Genomic DNA, 21,238 nt, shown 5'->3' on the forward strand with positions numbered 1-21,238 from the left:
TCAGCGAGGCGGCATCGCCTCGAACGTCCTGGCGATGTTGTCGAGCAGGGCGAGCGTCGAGCGAACGCCGGCCTCGAGATACCGCTCCCCCGCTTCAGGCGTCGACTTTCGCGCGTCGCCCCACGTGCCCGACCTGGTGGCCCAATACACCGATCCCGGGTGCGAGAAGAAGTACGCGGTGTGCACGCCGCCGGTCGGAATCCGGTAGTCGGGAAACGGCGGGAATTCGGCGTTGGCGTTGTCGAGATCGACCAGCGCCGGATTGATCCGCATGACCGCCGACGTCTCGCCGAGGTTGGCGTGCAGCCCGTTCTTCAAGCCCGAGAACTCGTCGACGTCCTCCGCCGTGAACGCGTCCCAGTAGTTGATCGGAAAGGCCTGCACGGTATGTTTCGGGATGCGCTCCTGCGCGTTGGCGCAGGCATAGGCAATGGCGTAGGTATTGTCGTAGTGGCCGTTGAGGAAGACGATCTTCCGGAAGCCGGAGGACGCGAACGAAACGCAGAGGTCTTCGATCAGCGCCATGAACGTCGGAATCCGGATGTGCATCATGCCGGGGAAGCCGACGTGAGGATAGGACAGGGTGTAGTTGATCGGCGGGGCGACGACGGCGCCGATCCGCGGCGCGACGCGGCGGGCGATTTCCTGGGGAATCAGCACGTCGGTCAGCAGCGGCCCGTGCGGGCCGTGCTGCTCGACGGCGCCCACGGGAACGATGACGGTCTGATGTTGCTTCAGGAACTCGATGACTTCCGGGTTCGTCATCTCGCCAAGAAAAACGGTCGGGGGCTTCATGGTTGGCTAGAATACACAACCATGTCCATGGACCGGCGCGACTTTCTCTCGACCTTCTCAGCCGTCGCCGCGGGCACGGCTTCGGCGGGACTTTCGGCGCAAACGCCGCCCCCCGCCTCGGGTCAGAGCCCCGCGCAGCCTCCCGCCACGGCGGTGACCGCACCGGGCGCGGGCCCGGGCAAGCTGAGCGAGAAGGATCGGCTGCTGCGAATCGCGTCGAACTCCTACGCCGTCCGTGCGCTGTTCAAGTCACGCACTGCCGGCCGCGGCGGCGGCCCGGGCGAGGCGATGAAGAAGCAGTACGGCGAAATCACGATGCTGGACTTCCCGCAGTTCACCAAGAACACCTATCCCGGCGTCACCCACATGGACATCTTCTCGTCCCTCATGGGCGACATCACCGACGACAGCATGTTCACCAGGCGGCCCGACGGCGGGCCCGGCACGTTCGATCCCTCGACGCCGTCCGGGCGCAAGTGGCTCGACCAGCTCGCCGCGAAGAGCGCCGCGGCCGGGGTGAAAGTCCACCACGTGTCCAACAACGCCCCGACCAATCTCGCCTCGACCGACGACGCGCTGCGCAAGGAAGGTGTGGCGATCGCCAAGCGGTGGCTGGACGCCTGCGCGGTGCTCGGCGTGCGATCGATGCGGATGAATTCCGTCACCGCGCTCGGCCCGGCGCTGCGGCCGCAGGCGATCGCGCGCTCCTCGGACGGCTATCCGCGCAACACCGACATCGTCCTGCCGCTGGCGAAGGCGATCGAGTCGTACAAGGAGATGGCGGACCATGGCGGCAATCTCGGCATCAAGGTGACCATCGAGAACCATTGGGGGCTTGCCGCGGACCCGATCAACATCCGCATCATCCTCGACGAGGTGAATCACCCGTACTGCGAGGCGTCGCCCGACTTCTGCAACTGGGAATACGAGTACATGCTGGTCAGCGGGTTGAAGGCGGTGGCGCCGTACGCGCACACCAACGTCCACGCCAAGTACTGGGAACGCTGGGGGAGCTACAACGACGTGCGGCGGTCGACCAGGATCATGCTCGCCGCCGGCTTCAAGGGGACCTTCGCGCTCGAGTACGAGACCGGCCCGCTGAACGGCGTCGAGGGATCGAAGTATCTGTTCAAGGAAGTCATGGCTGCCCTGGAGGAGTTCGCCTGATGCCGCGCTCCGCTTTCGTGCTCGCCGTCGCGCTGACTGTCGTCTCGCACCCGGCTGCGCCCGCCGCGGCGCAGAAGCCGCCGCAGGGGTTCGTGTCGTTGTTCAACGGGAAGGATCTCAGCGGATGGCGCGGCCGCCAGCCGAACTACAACCCGGCGGACGAAGCGAAGCTGACCAGGGAAGAGCGCGCCGAGAAGCAGGCCAAGTGGAACGCCGAGCGCGACGCGCACTGGCGCGTCGATGCGGCGAAGAAGGAGATCGTCTCCGACGGTCAGAGCCCCCACCTCGCCACCGTGAAAGACTACGGCGACTTCGAGTTCCACGTCGACTGGCTGATGGTCAGCCCGAACGGCGACTCCGGCATCTACCTGCGCGGCATTCCGCAGGTGCAGATCTGGGATCCCTCGAATCCGCGCGAGGCGAGGAACGGCGCCGACAAGGGCTCCGGCGCGCTGTGGAACAACCGCGCCGACAGCCCCGGGAGGTTTCCCCTCGTCAAGGCCGACAAGCCGATCGGGCAGTGGAACACTCTGAAGATTCGCATGGTGGGGGAGAAAGTCTGGGTCTGGCTGAACGATCAGCTGACCGTCGACGGCCAGGTGATGCACAACTACTTCGACAAGACCGGGCCGGTGCCCGCGCGCGGCCCGATCGAGCTCCAGACGCACGGCTCCGAGATGCGGTTCAAGAACATCTACCTGAAAGAGCTCAAATGACTGTCATCCCGCTCCTCGCCTCCGCGCTCGCGCTCGTCACCCTCGATGCCGCGACCGTCGAGGAGCGGACCCGGCGCGTCCACGTCAGCGCGTTCGATCGCAACGGCGCGGTCGTCGCCGATCTCGTCGCGGGCGATGTTGCCGTTAAGGAAGGAGGCAAGAGCCGCCAGGTGACCGCGCTCCGGCCGGCCACCGGCGCGCTGCAGATCGCCATCCTCGTCGACGACAACGGCACGGGCCTGTTCCGCGTCGCGGTTGGCCGCTTCATCGAGGCGCTCCTCGGCCGCGCCGAGTTCTCCATCATCAGCGTCACCGGCCAGCCGAGGAAGCTGACGCCGTTCACCGGCAGCGCCGACCTCCTGAGCGCGGCGGTGAGCCAGCTCATCGCCCGCCCGGGCTCGCCGGACGGCGGCCAGCTGCTCTCGGGGATCTACGAGAGCGCGCTCGACTTCGAGCGCCGCCGGGTCGAGCGGCCGGTGATCCTCGCGCTCACTGTCGGCGGCGAGGAGCACACGCCGCTGCCGCCCGACCACGTGCTCAGCGAGCTGCGCAAGAGCGGAGCGGCGCTGCACGTCGTCTCGGTGCTCGGATCGACGCTCCGGCCGACGGCGCCGACAAATCGCCCCAGCGACCTGCTGAACGAGAACCTCGGGCTGAACGAAGTGCTCGGCGACGGACCGAAGCGCTCCGGCGGGCGCCGGGAGGAAGTGCCGGCCATCGCCGGCGCGATGACCGGGCTGCAGCAGCTCGCCGAATCCCTCAAGCGCCAGTACGTCGTCGAGTACACCCTTCCCGACGGCGTCAGGGCGTCCGACCGCTTCAGCATCACCACCACGCGGCGGGACGTGACGCTGCGCGCCCCGACGCACATTCCGGACAAGTAGGCCGCGCCCACCGGGGTGCTTGTTGCGGCTGGTACAATGGATCCAGTTGTATGCCCGGCACCGAGCGGCGCGTCGACGGGGAAGTCCTCGAACGGACCAGGCAGGAAACAAAGAAGCCCGAGCTCTTCAAGGTGCTTCTCCTGAACGACGACTACACGACGATGGACTTCGTCGTCGAGATTCTGGAGACGGTGTTCAACAAGGCGCCGGCAGAGGCGTACCGCATCATGATGGCGGTGCACACGCAGGGGCAGGGCCTCTGCGGCGTGTATCCGTACGAGGTGGCGGAAACCAAGGTCGCGACGGTCGTCGATCTGGCGCGCGGGAACGGGTTTCCGCTGCGCGCGACGATGGAACCGGAGTAAGAAGGAAGACGGCAGTTGTTCAGTCCCTCTCTTGAAGTGATCCTGACCGTCGCCTACCGCGAGGCGGCTGCGCGGCGTCATACGCACCTGACGCTGGAGCACCTGCTGTACGCGCTGGCGCACGATCCGGACGGCGAGCGCATCCTGGCCGCCTGCGGCGCCGATCTGCCGCAGCTCCGCCGCGACCTCGACAAGTATCTCGACGAACACATCGAACAGTTCTCGCGCGGCCAGCAGAAGGAGCCGGAGCAGACGATGGCGTTCCGCCGCGTGCTGCAGACGGCGGTGCTGCACGTGCAGAGCGCCGGCCGGCAGGAAGTGCAGTCGGGCGACGTGCTCGCCGCCACCTTGCAGCAGTCGAAGTCCTACGCCGCGCAACTGCTCGCGAACCAGGGCGTGTCGCGCCTCGACATCCTGGAGTACATCACCCACGGCATCAGCAAGGTTCCCCCGCACGGCGCCACGCCGGCCGGCGGCGACGCCGAAGCGCCGCAGGGGGACGCCGACGCCGGGATCGGCGAGCGCGGCGGCGGCACCGCGCGAGATCCGCTCGGCGCGTATGCCTTGAACCTGACCGAGCGGGCCCGCGAGGGGGCGCTCGACCCCCTGATCGGGCGGACCACCGAGCTGCAGCGCACGCTCGAGATCCTCTGCCGCCGTCGCAAGAACAACCCGGTGTTCGTCGGCGACGCCGGCGTCGGCAAGACCGCGCTGGCCGAAGGGCTGGCGCAGCGGCTGCTGCAGGAGGACGTGCCGGAAGTGCTGCAGGGAGCCGAGGTGTTCTCGCTGGACTCGGCCGCGCTGCTCGCCGGGACGCGCTTCCGCGGCGACTTCGAGGAGCGGTTCAAGGCGGTGATCACCGCGCTCTCGAAGCGGCCGCTGCCGATCCTCTTCATCGACGAGATCCACTCGACGGTGGGCGCCGGCGCGACCACCGGCGGCACGATGGATCTCGCCACGCTGATCAAGCCGATCCTCACCGCCGGCCAGCTCCGCGTCGTCGGTTCGACGACGCACGAAGAGTTCAAGCACATCGAGAAGGACCGCGCCCTCGCGCGGCGGCTGCAGAAGGTCTCGATCGACGAACCGTCGATTCAGGAGACCGTGCGCATCCTGCAGGGGCTGCGCTCGCGGTACGAGTCGCATCACCGCGTGAAGTACGCCGACGACGCGCTCGAAGCGGCGGCGAAGCTCGCGTCGCGCCACCTCCGCGACTACCGCCTGCCGGACAGCGCGATCGACGTGCTCGACGAAGCCGGCGCGAAGGCGCGGCTCGGCGCGCCGCCGGCGCCCTCACCGGAGGCGGGGGCGGCGAAACCCGCCGCCGTGATCGTCGACGTCGGAGTGCCGCAGATCGAAGAAGTGGTGGCGCGCATGGCGCGCATCCCCGCCAAGCAGGCGTCCTCGTCCGATCGCGATCGGCTGCGAACGCTCGAGGAATCGCTCGCGCGCGTGGTGTTCGGCCAGGAAGAAGCGGTTCGGCTCGTGGCGCGCGCCATCAAGCGGTCGCGCGCCGGGCTCGGGCAGCCGGATCGTCCCGCCGGCGCGTTCCTGTTCACCGGACCGACCGGCGTCGGCAAGACCGAGCTCGCCAAGCAGCTGGCGCTGCATCTCGGCAACGAGTTCCAGCGCTACGACATGAGCGAGTACATGGAGAAGCACGCGGTGGCGCGGCTGATCGGCGCGCCGCCCGGGTACGTCGGCTTCGAACAGGGCGGCCTGCTGGTCGATGCCGTGCGCACCCATCCCTACAGCGTCGTCCTGCTCGACGAGATCGAGAAGGCACACCCCGACATCTTCAACATCCTGCTGCAGGTGATGGATCACGCCACGCTGACCGACAACAACGGGCGCAAGGCGGACTTCCGTCAGGTCGTGCTGATCATGACCTCCAACGCCGGGTCGCGCGAGATGAGCGCCGGCAGCATGGGGTTCGCCAACGTCCCGGCGCAGGGCGGGGTCGATCATCGCGTGCGGCAGGCGCAGGCGCGCTCGAAGTCGGCGATCGAGCGGGTGTTCAGCCCCGAGTTCCGCAACCGGCTCGATGCGATCGTCAACTTCCAGCCGCTGTCGCCGGAGGTGATGGAGACGATCGTCGACAAGTTCATCATCCAGCTCGAGGAGCAGCTGGCCGAGCGCCGCATCGCGATCACGCTGCTGCCCGACGCCCGCCAGTACCTCGCGACCAAGGGCTACGACCGCGTCTTCGGCGCGCGTCCGCTCGCCCGCGTGATCCAGACCGAAGTGCGCGATCGGCTCACCGACGAGATCCTGTTCGGCAGGCTCGAACAGGGGGGCACGGTGACGATCGGCATGAACGGCGACGGGTTGACCTTCGACTTCAATGGCTGACGAACACGAGATTCCGGTAAAAGTCGTCGATCGGCGGTGGTGGGCGCGCGAGAAGGATGCGCCGGGCAGCGACGAGCCGCGCGGCTCCAAGCCGTCGTATGTCGAGGAGCTGGAACGCCGGGTCGCCGAGGCCGAGAAACAGGCGCAGGACTACCTCGCCAAATACCGCCAGTCCGCCCACGAGTTCGAGGACGCGCGGGCGCGCATGCGCAAGGAGCTGGCGAAGGACGCCGAGCGCAGCCGCCGCGAGGTGCTCGTCAGCCTGCTCGAGGTGATCGACAATCTCGATCGCGCGATCGAGGCTGCAAAGTCCACAGCCCGATCGGCCGATACTGCTTCAGAGACGGCCGCCGACCCGCTGCTCCAGGGGGTCGAAATGGTACGCCGGCTGTTCCTTGCCAAGCTCGAAGGCTTCGGCGTGAAGCGGATCGAGAGCCAGGGTGCGCTCTTCGATCCGCGCCTGCACGAAGCGGTGACCACCGTGGATGCCGCCGGACCCGACGCCGACGGACGGATCGTCGGTGTCATCGCGCACGGCTACCGGATCGGCGACGACGTGCTGCGGCCGGCCCTCGTCGCGGTCGGCCAGCTGCAACCGCGCTGATCGATCGAACGTCCTAGTCTTCGTGCAGGAGGCCTTCATGTTCAGACAGGCAGTGAAATACGTGTGCGCGATCGCCGGTTTTCTCGTCATCACCGGCATCGCCGCGCCGTCCGCCGCGGCGGCGCAGGGAGTCGACTTCGCGGCCGGCTACTCGTTTCTGCGCGACAACGAGCTTGCCAACAGCGGCGAAGTGTCGGGCAACCTGGCGAAGGGCATCTTCGCGTCGCTGGGCGTCGGCGTCGGGCCTTGGCTCTCCCTGGTCGGCGAAGTCGCGAGCAACCGGCGGACCTTCGACGAGCTGGGCACCGAAATCGAGTTGAAGGTGGACTTCTACGGCGCCGGCGTGCGGGTCCGCGGCCGCAGCGGCGCGGCGCGGCCGTACGGGCAGGTGCTGTTCGGCGCGGCGCGCGGACGCCTGTCAGGATTCGGCCTGAGCGAGTCGGGCAGCGAGTTCGCCTGGCAGCCCGGCGCCGGCGTCGACGCCTACTTCTCGCGCAGCGTCGGTCTCCGCTTCGGAGTCAACGGCCGCTTCATCCAGGCCGAAGACCTCACCGCGAAAGAATTCCAGGTCATCGTCGGCCTGGTGTTCGGCGGCCGCTGAGCGCCGCGCCGGCAACGCCCTACGAGGGCCTTCCGTCCATGCCGAGGGAGGCCCGCCGCGCAGTCTCATAGCCGCGGCGAAGCAGCTACTTCACCCACGCCATGCCGTCCGGTCCTTTGCCCGGCTCGATGCGGCTGGTCACTTCGAGTGTCTTCAGATCGATGACGGCAATCTGATGGTCTCCGGTCACGGCGACGTACGCCCGCGCGCCGTCCGGCGGAACCAGGATTCCCTCCACCATCCGGCCGAGCGGCACGCGCCGGCTGACCCTCCGCGCCGCGACGTCGATCACGACGAGGTCGCCGCTGTCGAGATCGGAGATCAACGCGAGCCTCCCGTCCGGCGTGAACTTCAGCCGGTTCGAGCGCTTCGTCTGCGCATCGATGGTTCCGGTCACCTTCTTGTCGGCGAGGTTGATGATCGACACGCCGCCATCGCGCGAGTGCGCGACCCACAGCTCGCGGCCGTCCGGCGTCACGTCAAAGCCCTCCGGCCCCCTGCCGACCGCGATCGTCGTGACGTTCCACGCGAGCGGATTGCTGCCGCGCTCCATGATCGTCATGCTGTCCGAGCCGATGTTGCAGGTATAGATCCGCGACGCGTCCGGACTCACCCAGACCATGTGCGTGCCGGCCTGTCCGGTGCCCTGCACCCAGTCGATCTGTCCCGACGCGGGATCGAGACGCGCGATGGCGCGGTTGGCTTCGGCGGTGAAGTACACCTTGCCATCCGCGAACCACATGCCGTGCGGCCGCCGGAAGGCTCCGAGTTCCACGCGGCGCAGCTCCTTCATCGCCCCCAGATCGATGATCGAGATCGTCGCGCCCGGCGTCTGCGCGCCGTAGTTCCCGACGAAGGCGGTCCGGCCGTCGGGCGACACCGTCACTTCGTGCGGTCCTTCTCCGGTCGGCACGCGTCCGAGGAGCTTGCCGCTGCCGGGATCCACGACGACCAGCGTGGCGTCTTCCTTGTTGAGTACGACGAGGCGGCTGCTCTGGGCGGCCGCCGGGAGCGGGAGCGCGAGGGCCAGCAGGACGGTGAGGAGGCGCGTCATGCGCCTCATACTACCGCCTCAGCCGCGCCTCTGCGCACGGAGCGCCGCGCCTTTGCCGGCGCGCGCCGTCGCCGTGCCCGGCTCCTTGCGGCGGCGGCGCGGTTCCTGGCCGTCCGCGCCGGGGACGGGGCCCGCCGCCGGGTGCGGATCGAAGCCGTGACGGCTCGCGTCGAGCTTCTTTGCTGATGACTTCACGCCGGCTTTGCCGGGAAGGTTGTTGGCCATGCCGGCGGAAGCAGCAAACGGGGTACCTGATAGAATCGCTCTGTTATGCCCATGTTCGAGTACGCATGCCGCGGCTGCGGGCGGCATTTCGAAGCGTTCGTCACCGCCGACCGGGCGGCCGCGTGTCCCGCCTGTCACGGCGCGGATCTGCAGAAACTGCTGTCGTCGCCGGGAATGGTCGGGACTGGCGGGCGGAAAGAGACGGAAGCTCTGCCCGCCTGCAGGTCCCAGGGCGGCCACTGCGGCTGCTCGCACAACGTGAATTGAGCACTATGGCTACGCCAATCGAACAGCGCGGCTACGCGCATCCGGAAGCGCTCGTCTCGACCGACTGGGTCGAGCAGCATCTCAACGATCCGTCGATTCGGCTCGTCGAGTCGAACGAGGACACACTGCTCTACTCGTCGGGCCACATTCCCGGCGCGGTCCACGTCGACTGGACGTCGGATCTCAACGACCAGCTGCGCCGCGATTACATCACCCGTGAAGGCTTCGAATCGCTGATGTCGCGCATCGGCGCGACCAGAGACACGACCGTCGTCTTCTACGGCGACAAGAACAACTGGTGGGCGTGTTACGCGTTCTGGGTGTTCCAGCTGTTCGGCCACACCAATGCCAGGGTGATGGACGGCGGACGCATCAAGTGGCAGAAGGAGAGCCGGCCGCTCTCGCGGGACGTGCCGTCGTATCCGCGCACCGATTACAAGGCGTCCGAGCGCAACGATCCGCCGCACCGCGCGTATCGCGACGACGTGATGGCGCACCTGAAGAAGCAGGGGCAGCTCGTCGACGTGCGCAGTCCGGAGGAATACGCCGGCACGCGCATGCACATGCCCGACTACCCGAACGAAGGGGCGCTGCGGGGCGGGCACATCCCCACCGCGAAGAGCGTGCCGTGGGCCAAGGCGATCAACCCGGACGACGGGACGTTCAAGACCGCCGACGAACTGAAGAAGCTCTACTGCGACGACAACAAGCTGTCGCCGTCGAAGGAGACCATCGCCTACTGCCGGATCGGCGAGCGCAGCAGCCACACCTGGTTCGCGCTGAAGTACCTGCTCGGCTTCGAGCACGTCCGCAACTACGACGGCAGCTGGACCGAGTGGGGCAACATGGTGAACGTGCCCATCGAGAAGTAGCCGCGCCTCTTGCCCGACAAACTGCAGCAGCTCGTCGAGACGTTCCAGATGTTCGACCCGGCGGATCGCACGAGCATGCTGCTCTCGTACGCGGATCAGTTCAAGGAAGTGCCGCCGTCGGTTGCCACGCGGCCGTTTGCCAGGTCGCACCAGGTGCCGCAGTGCGAGTCGGATGCGTACGTGTGGGCGCAGAAGATGCCCGACGGGACGTTGAAGCTCTACTTCGCCGTCGAGAACCCGTCGGGGATTTCCGCCAAGGCGCTCGCCGCGATCCTCGACCGGACGCTCTCCGGCCTTCCTGCCGCTGACATCGCCACCATCACCCCCGACATCGTCGAGAAGATTTTCCGGCAGAACATTTCGATGGGAAAGGGGATGGGGCTGATGTCGATGGTGGATGCGGTGCGCGCGCTGGCGAAGGCTGCGGCGAAGTAGCTGCCGCGGAGCCGCCGGCCGCTTTCCGCTTTCCGCTTTCCGCTGGCGGCTCTCATCACGCCTGCTTACTCCGCGCCTCGCACCTCGCACCGTGAACCGCGCACCGCGCACCGCGCACCTCGATCCTCGATCCTCGAACCTCGAACTTCCCTACCACTGGCGAAACGTCAGATTGAACCGGCCCGGACCGGTGCCTTCGGGCGCCGTGCCGGGCAGGATCCGCGTGACCCCGTGATAGCGCAGGCGCGACGGGCCGCCCATCACCAGCACGTCGCCCGAACGCAGCACGATCGGGCTGGTCGGATCGCGCCGCGACAGGCCGCCGATCACGAAGCGCGCCGCGTCACCCAGCGAGATCGACACGATCGGGACGCCGGCGGCGATCGTTTCCGGACGCTCGTCCTTGTCCTGGTGCACGCCCATCTTCGCATCCGCGTCGTAGTAGTTCATGATGCAGAGGTCCGGCGACATCTCGAACCCCGCGTCCGCAGCCGCGCCGCGCGCGATCTCGACGAAGCGGGACGGAAGCGGGGGCACCGCCAGACCGTCGAAGTCGGACCGCGTGGCCTCGTAGCGGTAGGTGAGCCCGTTCCAGTGCCTGCCGAGGCACAGCATGCCGACGCTCATCTTCCTGCCGCCGCGGACGGTCGGCACGTACATCGGGACGGGACCATCGGCCAGCGCGCGGCACGTGGCCCATAGCTCCCGCTGTGCGGCAGAGGGGAGGCGCGACGGAAAGAGCGTCAGCCCCTCGCCGATTTGCACGCGTGGCAGCACCTGACGATACTCTCACTTCTTATGAATCGAATGCTCGTGCTGCCGCTGGTCCTGCTGACCACCGCAACCGTGACCGCCCGGCCGCGCGCCGACGTCACCCGCACCGTCTATTTCTCTGCCGTCGATTCGAAAGGCGGCCACGTCACCGACCTGGCGGCGGCCGACCTCGCGGTCAAGGAGGGCGGGAAGGACCGCGTCATCGAGGCGGTCGGCCCCGCCACGGCGCCGATGCAGCTGTCGATTCTCGTCGACGACGGCGGCACCGGCGGATTTCAGGGCGCGGTCTCCCAGCTGATCCAGGCGACGTTCGGGAAGGCGGCGTACACGATCCGGCTGCTGAGTCCGCAAGCCATCAAGGTGCTGGATTTCACCGAGAGCGGCGACGACCTGCGCGAGGCGGTGAGGCGCATGGGCCCGCGCGGGAGAGTCCTGGCCGATACCGAGCAGATCATCGCCGGCGTCAACGACGCCGCCCGGGAACTGCAGCAGCTCAGGGCGCGGCGTCCGTTGATCATCGTGCTGTCGGCGACGGGCGAAAAGACGCAGTCCGACCTGGCCGACGAGGCGATGAGGGCGCTGACGAGCAGCGGCGCCAGCCTGAGCGTCGTCTACGTCACGGGGGCCGAACTCGGACGGGTGCTCGGCGACGGGCCGAGGCAGAGCGGCGGGATGATCGAGCAGGTGACCGGCAATACCGCACTGACGCCGGCGATCGCGAAGCTCACGAACCACCTGCGGAATCAATACGTGCTGACCTACGCCGTGCCTGAGAGCGTCAAGCTGAACGAACGGTTCTCTCTGTCCACGACGAGAAAGGGCGTGAAGCTGATCGCCCCCACTCGCCTACCGGACCGATAGCCGGCTCAGCGCGATTCCGGCGGCGACGACCACGTTCAGCGAATCGGCGCGCGGGTCGATCGGAATGCGCACCGCGAGATCCGACTGCGCCAGGGCACCGTCCGTCAGTCCGTAGCCTTCGGATCCGACGACGATCACGAGCGGGTCGTCGTCGGTCACCTTCACCGCCGGCAGCGGCACTGCGTCGGGGTGCGGCGTCAACGCCAGTACGCGGAATCCGCGCGATCGCAGTGTCTGCAGATCGTCCGCCCACGCCTCGAGGCGCAGGAACGGCAGCCGCAGCGTCGCGCCCATCGAGGTCCGAATCGCCTTCCGATAGAGCGGGTCCGCGGTCCGGCGATCGATCAGGACGGCGTCGATGCCAAGCGCAAAAGCGGTGCGGAACAGTCCGCCGACGTTGTCCGGGTTACCGACGCTCTCGAGCGCCAGTACTCTCCGCGCTCCGGCCAGACTGTCGAGCGTGATGGCCGGCGGCTGCCGCCAGGCCAGCGCGAGACAGCCGCGATGAAAGTCGAACCCGGTGAGGGCTTCCAGCTCCCGGGGATCGCAGAGATGCACCGCCACGTCCGGACGCTGAGCGAAGACGGACGCCAGGGCTGCCGCCGCCGGCGGCGTGACGGCGACGGAGTGGACGCGAAACCGCAGATCGAGGAGCAGCCGTTCGACGATGAGGCGGCCTTCGGCGACGAACAGTCCGGCGCGCTCGAGCGCCGCAGGATCGCCGACCAGCCGATACGCCTCGATGCCGATCATGCCCGCGAAGGAATCGTCAGGCGGTCAGGCGGGGGGTCCGACCTCCCGCCGGGCGCTCACGTGTCGCGCCGCGTCAGGGACCGCCGGCTGCGATGCGTGTCGAGCACGTGCTGGCCGAGACGCTTGCTCAGGAACACCTTCGACTCGCCGGTGGCGGTCGTCGACGGCACGAAGCGGATCACGTGATAGTGCAGCTGCGCCAGGGCGGCGCGCATCTCGTAGAACTTGTTCTTCGTCTTGACCAGGATCTCGTCGAAGCCGTTGCTCAGCGCCCAGACTTCCTGCTCCTCGGTGAGGGCGCGGAAGTGCCCCTGGCCGCGCCAGTCGCTGCGCGTGCCGCCGATCCATTGATAGAGGACGCGGCGGCCGTCGAATTCGACCACGTCCTCGAGCTGGGCGACCAGGTCGGCAAGCTTCGGATCGTTCTCGTTGGCGCGCAGCTCGTGCGCGACCTTGAACGACACCGGCACCACCGTGCCCCTGTCGTCGGGCAGCGGGGCCTCGGCCATGAGAATCTGGTGATCGCGGTTGCTCAGGCGGGCGATGACCTCGCTCGCCGTCTTCTTCCTCGGAAAATCGAGAAAGAACTCCTCGATGTACTGGATCTCGAGCGCTCCCTGGTGGAGCCCGTACTGTTTGAGCGAATACTCCACGGCCAGAAGAGGCCAACTATATCAGGCTTCCGGCCCGCCGGACTACTCGGCGCGGAGGGCGACGACCGGGTCGACGCGCGTGGCGCGGCGCGCCGGAATGTAGGCGGCCAGGAGCGCCACGGCCATCAGGAGGCCGGCCACGGCCGCAAATGTCACCGGGTCCGCCGGCGTGATGCTGAAGAGCATCCTGGTCATGGTCTCGGACAGGAACCGCGCCGCCAGCGTGCCGAGCACGACGCCGGACGCCACCAGGATCATCGCCTCGCGGACGATCAGCGCAATCACCGTGCGTTCCTGCGCGCCGAGCGCCATGCGAATGCCGATCTCGCGAGTGCGCTGGGCCACGGCATACGAGAGGACGCCGAAGATGCCGATGGCGGCCAGCGCCAGCGCCACGCCGGCGAAAGCGGTGAGCAGCGTCAGATAGAACCGCTCCTGGGAAATCGAGCGCGCCACGACCGCGTCCAATGTGCTCGCTTCCGACAACGGCAGGTTCGGATCGATGGCGGCCAGCTGGGCGCGCGCCGCGTCGGCGAGCGACGCCGGCGGCACCGACGTCTTCATGACCACGGTCATGAACGACACCGGCCACTGCCGCAGCGGCATGTAGATCTGCGGCGGGTTGGGCTCGTCGAGCGCCGCGTCCTTGACGTCGCCGACGATCCCAATCACTTCGCCGCCGGCCCGCTCGCCGCCGGGGGCGCGCCGCCAGCCGAGGGTGATCGTCTTGCCGATCGGATCCTCGCCGGGGAAGAACTGCCGCGCCGCCGCTGCGGTGATGAGGACGACCCGCGGGGTGCCGATCCGATCCGCTTCGGTGAAGCCGCGCCCGCGCTCGAGCGGAATGCCGATGGCGTCGAAGTAGTCCGGCGTCGCGACCCGCACCTGGATCGCCGGCTGCTGCGACGGCGGCACCGGCGGGCGGCCGCTCACCTCGAAGCTGATGATGAAATCGAGCCCGCTCAGCGGCAGTCCCATCACCGCCGACGCGCTGCGCACGCCAGGCAGCGCGCGCAGCCGGCCGAGCAGTTGATCGAAGAACTGAATCCGCGCCTCGTCCCGCTCGTACCGCGAATCCGACAGCGTCAGCTCGAACGTCAGCGCCTGCGCGCTGTCGAATCCGGGATCGACGGCCTGCAGCTTCAGGAAGCTGCGCATCAGCAGCCCCGCACCGGCCAGCAGCATGACGGCAAGCGCGAGCTCGGCGATCACCAGCAGGCCGCGGACGTGCACGCCGGCGCGGCTGGTCACCGCACCGCGCCCCGCTTCCCTGAGCGACGCCGAGATCCCGCGCGTCGCGGTGAACGCCGGGACGAGGCCGACGAGCACGCCCGTCACCAGCGCGATCACCGTGCCGTCCACCTGCACGTTGCTCAGCCGCGGAATCCCTTCCGGTTTCAGGCTGACCAGCAGCTCGACGCCCCACACCGCGAGCAGCAGGCCGAAGCCCGCGCCGAGCAGCGACAGCACGACGCTCTCGGTGAGCAGCTGGCGCACCAGACGTCCGCGCCCCGCGCCGAGCGCGGCCCGCACCGCCATCTCCGACTCGCGCGCGGCGGCGCGCGCCAGCAGCAGGTTCGCCACGTTCGTGCAGGCGATCAGCAGCACGAAGCCGACGGCGCCGAGCAGGATCAGGACCGAGCGCCTGATCTCCCCCACCGTCGCCTCCAGGAGCGGCATCGTGGTCATGCCGATCTCGCCGTTGGCGTCCGGGTACTGCCGCGCGAGATTGCGGCCGAGCGTCTCCACTTCCGCGGCGGACTGCCCCGGCGTGATCCCGCCCTTCAGGCGCGCGACGACCCCGAGGAACCACGCGCCGCGCTGGCGGCTGACGAAGTTCCCGTCGTACTCGAGCGGCACCCAGATCTCGCGGCCCGACGGATACGAGAAGCCCCGCGGCATGACGCCCACGACCTCGCGCGGCACGCCGTCGAGCACGACGCGTCGGCCGATCACCGCCGGATCGCCGCCGAAACGCTGCTCCCACAAGCCATGCGAGAGGATCGCCACGTTGGTGCGTCCCGGTGTGTTCTCGTCAGCGGCGAAGGATCGCCCCAGCGCGGGGCGGACGTAGAGGACGTTGAACAGCGAGGCGCTGACCTCCGCCGCCTGCAGCCGCACCGCGTCCCCTTCGCCGGTGAGGATCATGCGAGAGGTGTTGTAGGCAGCCGAGTTCTCGAAGCTCGTCGCCAGCCGCGCGACGTCGGTGTAGTTCGGTCCCGACATCACGGTGCGCCCCCCCTCGCTCGTGTGGTACACGCCGACGAGCCGGTCCGCCTGCGGATACGGCAGCGGCTCGAGCAGCACGCCGTTCACGACGCTGAAGATGGCGCTGTTGGCCCCGATGCCGAGCGCGAGCGTGAGCACGGCGACGCCGGTGAAGCCGGGAGACTTGATCAGGCGGCGGAGGGCGTAGTGGATGTCTTGCGTCAGGTGATCCATCGTTTCATCGCGTGCTGGCTGCCGGTGTCCGGCTCGTGGCTGGAGGCGCGTGCGTCGGGGCAAAAGCGACGGTCGTGCCAGGCCGGCGGTGCGGGATCGGGCCTGTTTTCAGGTCAACGCAGGCGGCAGGCGTCCGGATTCGCGAGCGGACGCCCGGATCCGGACACGGCGGAGGGCGCGGGGGACGCTAGAACAGCGCGGGGCCGTGCCGCTTGAGCCACCGCTCCGCCTCACGAAAGCCGGGACATGCCGCTTCGACCAGCCGCCAGAAGCGAATCGAATGATTCGCCTGCCGCAGGTGCATCAGCTCGTGGATCAGGATGTATTCGCGCACGTCCGCCGGCATCAGCAGCAGGCGGAAGTTGAGCGAGATGTGTCCGCCCGGCGAGCACGAGCCCCAGCGCGACCGCTGGTTGCGGATCGACACCCGCCGCACCTCGAGACCGTGCTGCGCCGCCAGCGCGAGCAGCTGCGGCGGCAGCTCGTGCCGCGCCCGGTCGCGCAGCTCCCGATCCAGCGAGGCCGGGCGCTTCGCCGCGAGCAGCCGGGAACGCTGGCGCCGCGCCCACTCGAGATGGCGGCCGGCGAAGCGCAGCGCTTCAGCCTTGGAGCCGCCGCGAGGAATGGTGACGCGGAGGTCGCCGTCCGGCCGCACCCGCATCACGTAGCGCCGCGCCCGCCGCATGCGCACGAAATGGATGCGGAACTCGTCGGGCGGCGGCGCGTCGAACGGGAGCCCCGGTTGATCGCTCAATTCGACAGGTGGGTCCGCAGCCAGCGGAACACGGCTTCGTGCCACGTCCTGCTGTTCTGCGCCTTCAGCACCCAGTGCCCCTCGTCGGCGAAGATCAGCATCTCGCTCGGGACGCCGTGGCGGCGCAGCGCGGTGAAGAGCTGCATCCCCTGATCGACCGGCACGCGGAAGTCGAGCTCGTTGGTGATCACCAGCGTCGGGGTCCTGATGCGATCGGCGAAGAGGTGCGGCGACCACTTCGCAAACTGCGCCCGGGCGCGCGCGCTCGTCGCCGGTCCGCCGAACTCCCACTCGGTGAACCACAGCTCCTCGGTCGACAGCGCCATCGATTCGAGGTTGAACACCCCGTCGTGACTGACCGCGGCCTTGAAACGGTCGCCGTGCCCGATGATCCAGTTGACCGCGTAGCCCCCGTAGCTGGCGCCGGCGATCCCCTGCCGCGCGGCATCCACGTACGGCAGCTTCGCCACCGCGTTGAACACCGCGTCGAGATCGGTCATGACCTTGCCGCCCCAGTCCTGCGAGATCTCGTCGGTGAAGCGCTGCCCGAACCCGGTGGAGCCGCGCGGATTCGGCGCCGCCACCACCCAGCCTTGCGCGGCCCACAGCGACGGGTTCCACCGGGTCGACCAGGCATCCCCCCACGCCCCCTGCGGGCCGCCGTGAATCAGGAACACCACCGGGTACTTCTTCGACGCATCGAACCCCGGCGGCTTGATCAGCCAGTACTGAATCGGCGTGCCGCCGGCGCCGGCGACGCTCAGGCTCTCGGGTTTCTGGAACTGCACCGCCTGCATCCATGCGTCGTGCTCGCGCGTCAGCTGCACCGCGGCGCGCCCGTCGGCGTCGAGACGGATGGCATGAAGATCGGGCGGTGAGGTCATGGTGGACCGCACGAAGGCGACGATGCCGCGTCCGATCGTCAAGGAGCCGATCGACCCGCCGCGCTGCCGTTCCACCGGCGTTCCCCCGGCGAGCGGCACGCTGTAGAGATTGTCGGTTCCATTCGCCGAGGCGGTGAAATAGATCGTCTGCCCGTCACCCGAGAGCCGGAAATCGCTCACGGACAGGTCAGGCGTCTCGAACACGGTGCGCCTCTGCCAGGTGGACGTGTCGTAGACGTCGAGGTACGAACGGTCGGACTCGAAGCCCGCCCGCCGCTGCGCGCGGACGATCATCTGCTTCCCGTCGGGCGTGAACGCCGGCTGCGCGTCCGCCGCGGGGTTCGACGTCAGCTTCTTCGCCGGGCCGCCGCTCACCGGCACCGACCACACGTCGCTGTTCGTCGACCAGGCTTCCCTGTCGGCGCCGTCGCGGTTCGATACGAAGACCAGCTCGCGGCCGTCAGGCGTGAAGGCGACCGCGGCGTCCTCCTGCTGCCCCGGCGGCGAATCGAAGTCTCCCGGCGTCAGATCGCGCGGCTCGCCGCCGGCGACCGGCGCGACGAAGATGTGGTGGCGGATGTTCTCGCGCCACTCGTCCCAGTGCCGGTAGAGCAGCCGCGTCACGCGGTGCACGCTGCCCGGCGGCGCCGTCCCCTGCTTCACGTCGGACACGAAGGCGAGCATCGAGCCGTCGGGAGAGAAGACGAGCGGCGGCTGCACGCCGCCGGCGGCCCTGGTCACCGCGCGGACGTTGCCGCCGTCGGCATCGGCGACGTAGACATTCGCATCGCCGTCGCGCGTCGAGATGAACGCCAGGCGCTTCCCGTCCGGCGACCAGCGCGGCGTGTTCTCGGTCTTGTCGCCGCCGACCAGCAGCTTCGGCGCCGACGTGCCGTCGGCGGCGACGACCCAGATGTCGGCGTTGCGCGCGCCGGTGCTCGCGTTCGTCGTCGTCCGCACGAACGCAACCGCGCGTCCGTCGGGTGACAGCTGCGGATCGGCCACGCGCACCGCGCCGATCAGATCCTCAATCGTCATCGCCCGCTGAGCCGACGCCGGGGCCGCGAGCGCCGCCAGGGCGGCGGCGAAAAGCGAAGCTCTCATGGCTCAATCTTATCGAAGCTCACCCGGCCCGCAGCGCCACCAGCGGATGCCGGATTCCACGCGGGGAACATCCGCGGCGTTCCGGTGTCCGATGGTGCATGCTCGAAGCCCGGGGCCTGACGAAGTACTACTCGGCCATTACGGGTGTGCGGGACGTGAACTTCCGGATCGAGCGGGGGGCGGTCCTCGGCCTGCTCGGGCCGAACGGATCCGGCAAGTCCACCACCGTCGGCATGCTCACGGGGCTGCTCGATCCCTCCGGCGGAACCGTGACGCTGGACGGCGCCGACGTCCGCAGCGACATCCTGCGCTACAAGGCGGGGCTCGGCTACGTCCCCGAGGAGGCGCAGCTCTACACCTGGATGAGCGGCGCCGAGTACCTGACGTTCTGCGCGCGGCTGCGCGGCCTGCCCGAAGCAGATACGAGGCGCCGCATCGACGCGCTGCTCGGCATCTTCGGTCTGCAGACCGATCGCGACGCGCCGATGAGCGCGTACTCCAAGGGGATGCGGCAGAAGATCCTGCTCTCCGCCGCGCTCATCCACAATCCGTCGATCATCATCCTCGACGAGCCGTGCTCGGGGCTGGACGTCGGCGCCACGCTGGTCGTGCGCAGCCTGATCCAGCGGCTCGCCGCAAGCGGACGGATCGTCATCTACAGCTCGCACGAGCTCGAGATGGTCGAGCGCGTCTGCAGCGAAGTGCTGATCCTGAAAGAAGGCCGCGTGGCCGCGCACGCGGCGATTGCGCTGGTCCGCCAGCAGGTCAACGCGGCCTCGCTGGAGGACGCGTTCCGGGCGCTGGTGTTCACGACCGACGTGGACGCGGTTGCCGGAGAGATCGTTGACGCCATCAGCCACTGAACCGGAGCGGCAGCCGTGCCAGGCGTCCGGCGCCGGCCGCGCCACCGTCGAAGGGCAGGTCAGGACGATCGCGCGCGCGACGTTCGACGGTTTCCTTCAGAGCGACCTGATGCCCACCGGCATGCAGGCCCCGGCGATCATCTGGGCCACCGCGTTCCTCGTCGCTCCCTCGCTGCTCTTCCCCGTCGCCCAGCTCTACAAGTACTCGTTCCTGCGCACCTACTTCCCCGAGCTGATCGAGCGGACGATGTGGAGCGATCGGATGATCTTCCTGGTGATGTCCGCGGGGGCGGTCGGGCTCGTCTCGGTGGTCCTGTGGGACACGCTCTTCCCGGCGCGGCGCGACGCGTTCGTGCTCACGCCGATGCCGGTTTCGCTGCCGGTGCAGATGATCGGCCGCCTCGCCGGACTGATGGCCCTTTGCGTCGTCTTCGTCATCGGCCTGAACGCCCTGCCATCGCTGATCTTCCCGGTCGTCGCGCTCGGCCAGGCGTCGGCGATGCCGCGCGCGATGCTGGCCCACTTCATCGCCACCGCCGCGGCGGACGTGTTCGTCTTCTTCAGCGTGACGTCGCTGCAGGGGATCGTCATCCTCGGACTCGGGCGGCGCACGGCCGCCCGCCTCGCGTCGCTGGCGCAGGTGTCGTCGGTGCTGATTCTGCTGGTGTCGCTGCTGTTCATCGGCGGCATTCGCGGCGTCACCGTCGACGCGTTCCTGCGCGGGGACGCCGCGGATCCGGTTCTCCGCTTTTCCCCCTCTGCCTGGTTCCTCGGCCTGTACGAATACCTGGCCGGCACGGCTCGCGGCGTGATGCCGGCGCTGGCGCTGCGCGGCGCGGCGGCCGCGATCGTTCCGCTCGCCGTCACGATCGGCATCTACGCGTTCGGCTACAAGCGGCTGCTCGCCAGGGCGATGGAAACGCCGCCGCGATCCACGCGCTTCATCGGCGTCACGCTCGCGTCGTGGCTGCTCCGCCGGGTGATTCGCCGCCCGGCGGAACAGGCAGTGGCGGCATTCGTGCTGCGCGCCATCTCCCGCAGCGGCCGGCACAGCATGCTGATGTCGATCTACGTCGGCGCCGGGCTGGCGATGATGGTTACCTTTGTACTGCCGGAGATCCTGCGCAGCGGCGCCAGCGCATTCGCCGAGCCGTCCGTGTTCGCCCTCGCGCTGCCGCTGGTGCTGAGCGCCGCGCTGGCGGTCGGATTTCGAATCCTGATCACGATTCCGGCGGAGATGCCGGCGCGCTGGGTGTTCCAGACCACCGCGATCGAGCCGCGGCGCGTCGACGCCGCCGTACACAAGACGATGCTGCTCGTGGTCGCCGTCCCGACGGCGCTGACCGCGGCGATGACCGCGGGCGCGCTGTGGGGCCCTCGCGTCGCGGCACAGCATGCCGCCTACTGTTTCGCGCTGGCGGCCGTGCTGTGCGAGTTGATGCTCCTGCGGTATCGAGGGATTCCGCTGACGCGTCCGTACGTCCCCGGCGCGTCGCAGTTTCATCTGCTCTGGGCGCTCTATCTCACCGCCTTCACGACCTACACGATGACATCGGCGAATCTGGAACGGGAGCTGATGCGATCGGGCGGGACGAGCGGCATCGCCTGGGCGGTGGCGATTTTCGGCGCGATCGCGCTCGCGCTGTGGGCGCGCCGCAAGTGGAAGGTGCGGGCGTGGACGGACGTGCCGTTCGAGGCGGAGATGCCCGACGACCAGATGTTCCAGGGCTTCAACCTGTCCGAGATCCACGCGGCGCAGGCAGTCGCCTCGCGCGCTAACGGCGAAGGCACCCGCCCCGTCTAAACCGTCCGG

The 21,238-nt window shown here is 68.7% G+C and carries 22 protein-coding genes; 13 read left to right on the forward strand and 9 right to left on the reverse strand.

Annotated features, from left to right (window positions below):
* Nucleotides 1-795 carry a creatininase family protein gene (locus tag VFK57_16445; GenBank protein HET7697305.1) on the reverse strand — a complete coding sequence of 265 codons (795 nt, stop codon included), beginning with the start codon at nucleotides 793-795 and terminating at the stop codon, nucleotides 1-3.
* A gap of 21 nt (nucleotides 796-816) precedes the next feature.
* On the opposite strand from VFK57_16445, the gene VFK57_16450 reads away from it, so the two are divergent.
* From VFK57_16450 to VFK57_16480, 7 genes are read left to right on the forward strand one after another with little or no spacing between them, the layout of a single operon-like run.
* The gene (locus VFK57_16450) at nucleotides 817-1,962 is read left to right on the forward strand and encodes a TIM barrel protein (protein HET7697306.1); all 1,146 of its coding nucleotides are present in this window, start codon (nucleotides 817-819) and stop codon (nucleotides 1,960-1,962) included.
* Nucleotides 1,962-2,678: a DUF1080 domain-containing protein gene (locus VFK57_16455; protein ID HET7697307.1), complete on the forward strand. Its 717-nt coding sequence runs from the start codon at nucleotides 1,962-1,964 to the stop codon at nucleotides 2,676-2,678. Before VFK57_16450 ends, VFK57_16455 begins: the two co-directional genes overlap by 1 nt.
* On the forward strand, nucleotides 2,675-3,562 hold the full coding sequence (locus VFK57_16460; protein HET7697308.1) for a hypothetical protein: 888 nt from the start codon (nucleotides 2,675-2,677) through the stop codon (nucleotides 3,560-3,562). The genes VFK57_16455 and VFK57_16460 overlap by 4 nt, the downstream gene beginning before the upstream one ends.
* 50 nt (nucleotides 3,563-3,612) lie before the next feature.
* Nucleotides 3,613-3,927, forward strand: a complete 315-nt coding sequence (gene clpS / locus VFK57_16465; GenBank protein ID HET7697309.1) for an ATP-dependent Clp protease adapter ClpS — start codon at nucleotides 3,613-3,615, stop codon at nucleotides 3,925-3,927.
* A gap of 15 nt (nucleotides 3,928-3,942) precedes the next feature.
* The gene (clpA, locus tag VFK57_16470; protein HET7697310.1) at nucleotides 3,943-6,279 is read left to right on the forward strand and encodes an ATP-dependent Clp protease ATP-binding subunit ClpA; all 2,337 of its coding nucleotides are present in this window, start codon (nucleotides 3,943-3,945) and stop codon (nucleotides 6,277-6,279) included.
* Nucleotides 6,272-6,883 (forward strand): nucleotide exchange factor GrpE, encoded by a 612-nt coding sequence (locus VFK57_16475; protein HET7697311.1) that lies wholly within the window; start codon nucleotides 6,272-6,274, stop codon nucleotides 6,881-6,883. The genes clpA and VFK57_16475 overlap by 8 nt, the downstream gene beginning before the upstream one ends.
* A gap of 37 nt (nucleotides 6,884-6,920) precedes the next feature.
* Complete coding sequence (locus VFK57_16480) at nucleotides 6,921-7,484, forward strand: outer membrane beta-barrel protein (GenBank protein ID HET7697312.1); 564 nt, start codon at nucleotides 6,921-6,923, stop codon at nucleotides 7,482-7,484.
* Between the two features lie 85 nt (nucleotides 7,485-7,569).
* Here VFK57_16480 and VFK57_16485 read toward each other — a convergent pair whose 3' ends face one another.
* Complete coding sequence (locus VFK57_16485; protein ID HET7697313.1) at nucleotides 7,570-8,538, reverse strand: YncE family protein; 969 nt, start codon at nucleotides 8,536-8,538, stop codon at nucleotides 7,570-7,572.
* 18 nt (nucleotides 8,539-8,556) lie between these two features.
* Complete coding sequence (locus tag VFK57_16490) at nucleotides 8,557-8,733, reverse strand: hypothetical protein (protein HET7697314.1); 177 nt, start codon at nucleotides 8,731-8,733, stop codon at nucleotides 8,557-8,559.
* Between the two features lie 75 nt (nucleotides 8,734-8,808).
* On the opposite strand from VFK57_16490, the gene VFK57_16495 reads away from it, so the two are divergent.
* From VFK57_16495 to VFK57_16505, 3 genes are read left to right on the forward strand one after another with little or no spacing between them, the layout of a single operon-like run.
* Nucleotides 8,809-9,030 (forward strand): zinc ribbon domain-containing protein, encoded by a 222-nt coding sequence (locus VFK57_16495; GenBank protein HET7697315.1) that lies wholly within the window; start codon nucleotides 8,809-8,811, stop codon nucleotides 9,028-9,030.
* Nucleotides 9,031-9,035: 5 nt separating this feature from the next.
* A complete protein-coding gene (locus VFK57_16500) occupies nucleotides 9,036-9,902 on the forward strand; it encodes a sulfurtransferase (protein ID HET7697316.1) in 867 nt (288 codons plus the stop codon).
* 9 nt (nucleotides 9,903-9,911) lie between these two features.
* The gene (locus VFK57_16505; protein ID HET7697317.1) at nucleotides 9,912-10,337 is read left to right on the forward strand and encodes a SufE family protein; all 426 of its coding nucleotides are present in this window, start codon (nucleotides 9,912-9,914) and stop codon (nucleotides 10,335-10,337) included.
* Between the two features lie 150 nt (nucleotides 10,338-10,487).
* Here VFK57_16505 and VFK57_16510 read toward each other — a convergent pair whose 3' ends face one another.
* Nucleotides 10,488-11,114 carry an alpha-ketoglutarate-dependent dioxygenase AlkB gene (locus tag VFK57_16510; GenBank protein HET7697318.1) on the reverse strand — a complete coding sequence of 209 codons (627 nt, stop codon included), beginning with the start codon at nucleotides 11,112-11,114 and terminating at the stop codon, nucleotides 10,488-10,490.
* Between the two features lie 21 nt (nucleotides 11,115-11,135).
* Between VFK57_16510 and VFK57_16515 the strand changes: the two genes are divergently transcribed.
* Nucleotides 11,136-11,972 carry a hypothetical protein gene (locus VFK57_16515; protein ID HET7697319.1) on the forward strand — a complete coding sequence of 279 codons (837 nt, stop codon included), beginning with the start codon at nucleotides 11,136-11,138 and terminating at the stop codon, nucleotides 11,970-11,972.
* Here the strand turns inward: VFK57_16515 and VFK57_16520 are convergent.
* From VFK57_16520 to VFK57_16540, 5 genes are all read right to left on the reverse strand, one after another.
* Nucleotides 11,958-12,725, reverse strand: coding sequence for an RNA methyltransferase (locus tag VFK57_16520; protein HET7697320.1), 768 nt, complete (start codon nucleotides 12,723-12,725; stop codon nucleotides 11,958-11,960). The genes VFK57_16515 and VFK57_16520 overlap by 15 nt on opposite strands.
* Before the next feature lie 56 nt (nucleotides 12,726-12,781).
* A complete protein-coding gene (locus tag VFK57_16525; GenBank protein ID HET7697321.1) occupies nucleotides 12,782-13,378 on the reverse strand; it encodes a hypothetical protein in 597 nt (198 codons plus the stop codon).
* A gap of 42 nt (nucleotides 13,379-13,420) precedes the next feature.
* A complete protein-coding gene (locus VFK57_16530) occupies nucleotides 13,421-15,820 on the reverse strand; it encodes an ABC transporter permease (GenBank protein HET7697322.1) in 2,400 nt (799 codons plus the stop codon).
* 187 nt (nucleotides 15,821-16,007) lie between these two features.
* Nucleotides 16,008-16,574, reverse strand: coding sequence for a SprT family zinc-dependent metalloprotease (locus tag VFK57_16535; GenBank protein HET7697323.1), 567 nt, complete (start codon nucleotides 16,572-16,574; stop codon nucleotides 16,008-16,010).
* Entirely contained in the window at nucleotides 16,571-18,562 is a 1,992-nt protein-coding gene (locus VFK57_16540) for a S9 family peptidase (protein ID HET7697324.1), read from the reverse strand. The genes VFK57_16535 and VFK57_16540 overlap by 4 nt, the downstream gene beginning before the upstream one ends.
* Nucleotides 18,563-18,660: 98 nt before the next feature.
* Between VFK57_16540 and VFK57_16545 the strand changes: the two genes are divergently transcribed.
* Nucleotides 18,661-19,425: an ABC transporter ATP-binding protein gene (locus VFK57_16545; protein ID HET7697325.1), complete on the forward strand. Its 765-nt coding sequence runs from the start codon at nucleotides 18,661-18,663 to the stop codon at nucleotides 19,423-19,425.
* Nucleotides 19,406-21,229 (forward strand): hypothetical protein, encoded by a 1,824-nt coding sequence (locus VFK57_16550; protein ID HET7697326.1) that lies wholly within the window; start codon nucleotides 19,406-19,408, stop codon nucleotides 21,227-21,229. The genes VFK57_16545 and VFK57_16550 overlap by 20 nt, the downstream gene beginning before the upstream one ends.
* Nucleotides 21,230-21,238: the final 9 nt, after the last annotated feature.

This window comes from Vicinamibacterales bacterium (assembly GCA_035699745.1).
In the GTDB taxonomy this organism is placed as follows: domain Bacteria; phylum Acidobacteriota; class Vicinamibacteria; order Vicinamibacterales; family 2-12-FULL-66-21; genus JAICSD01.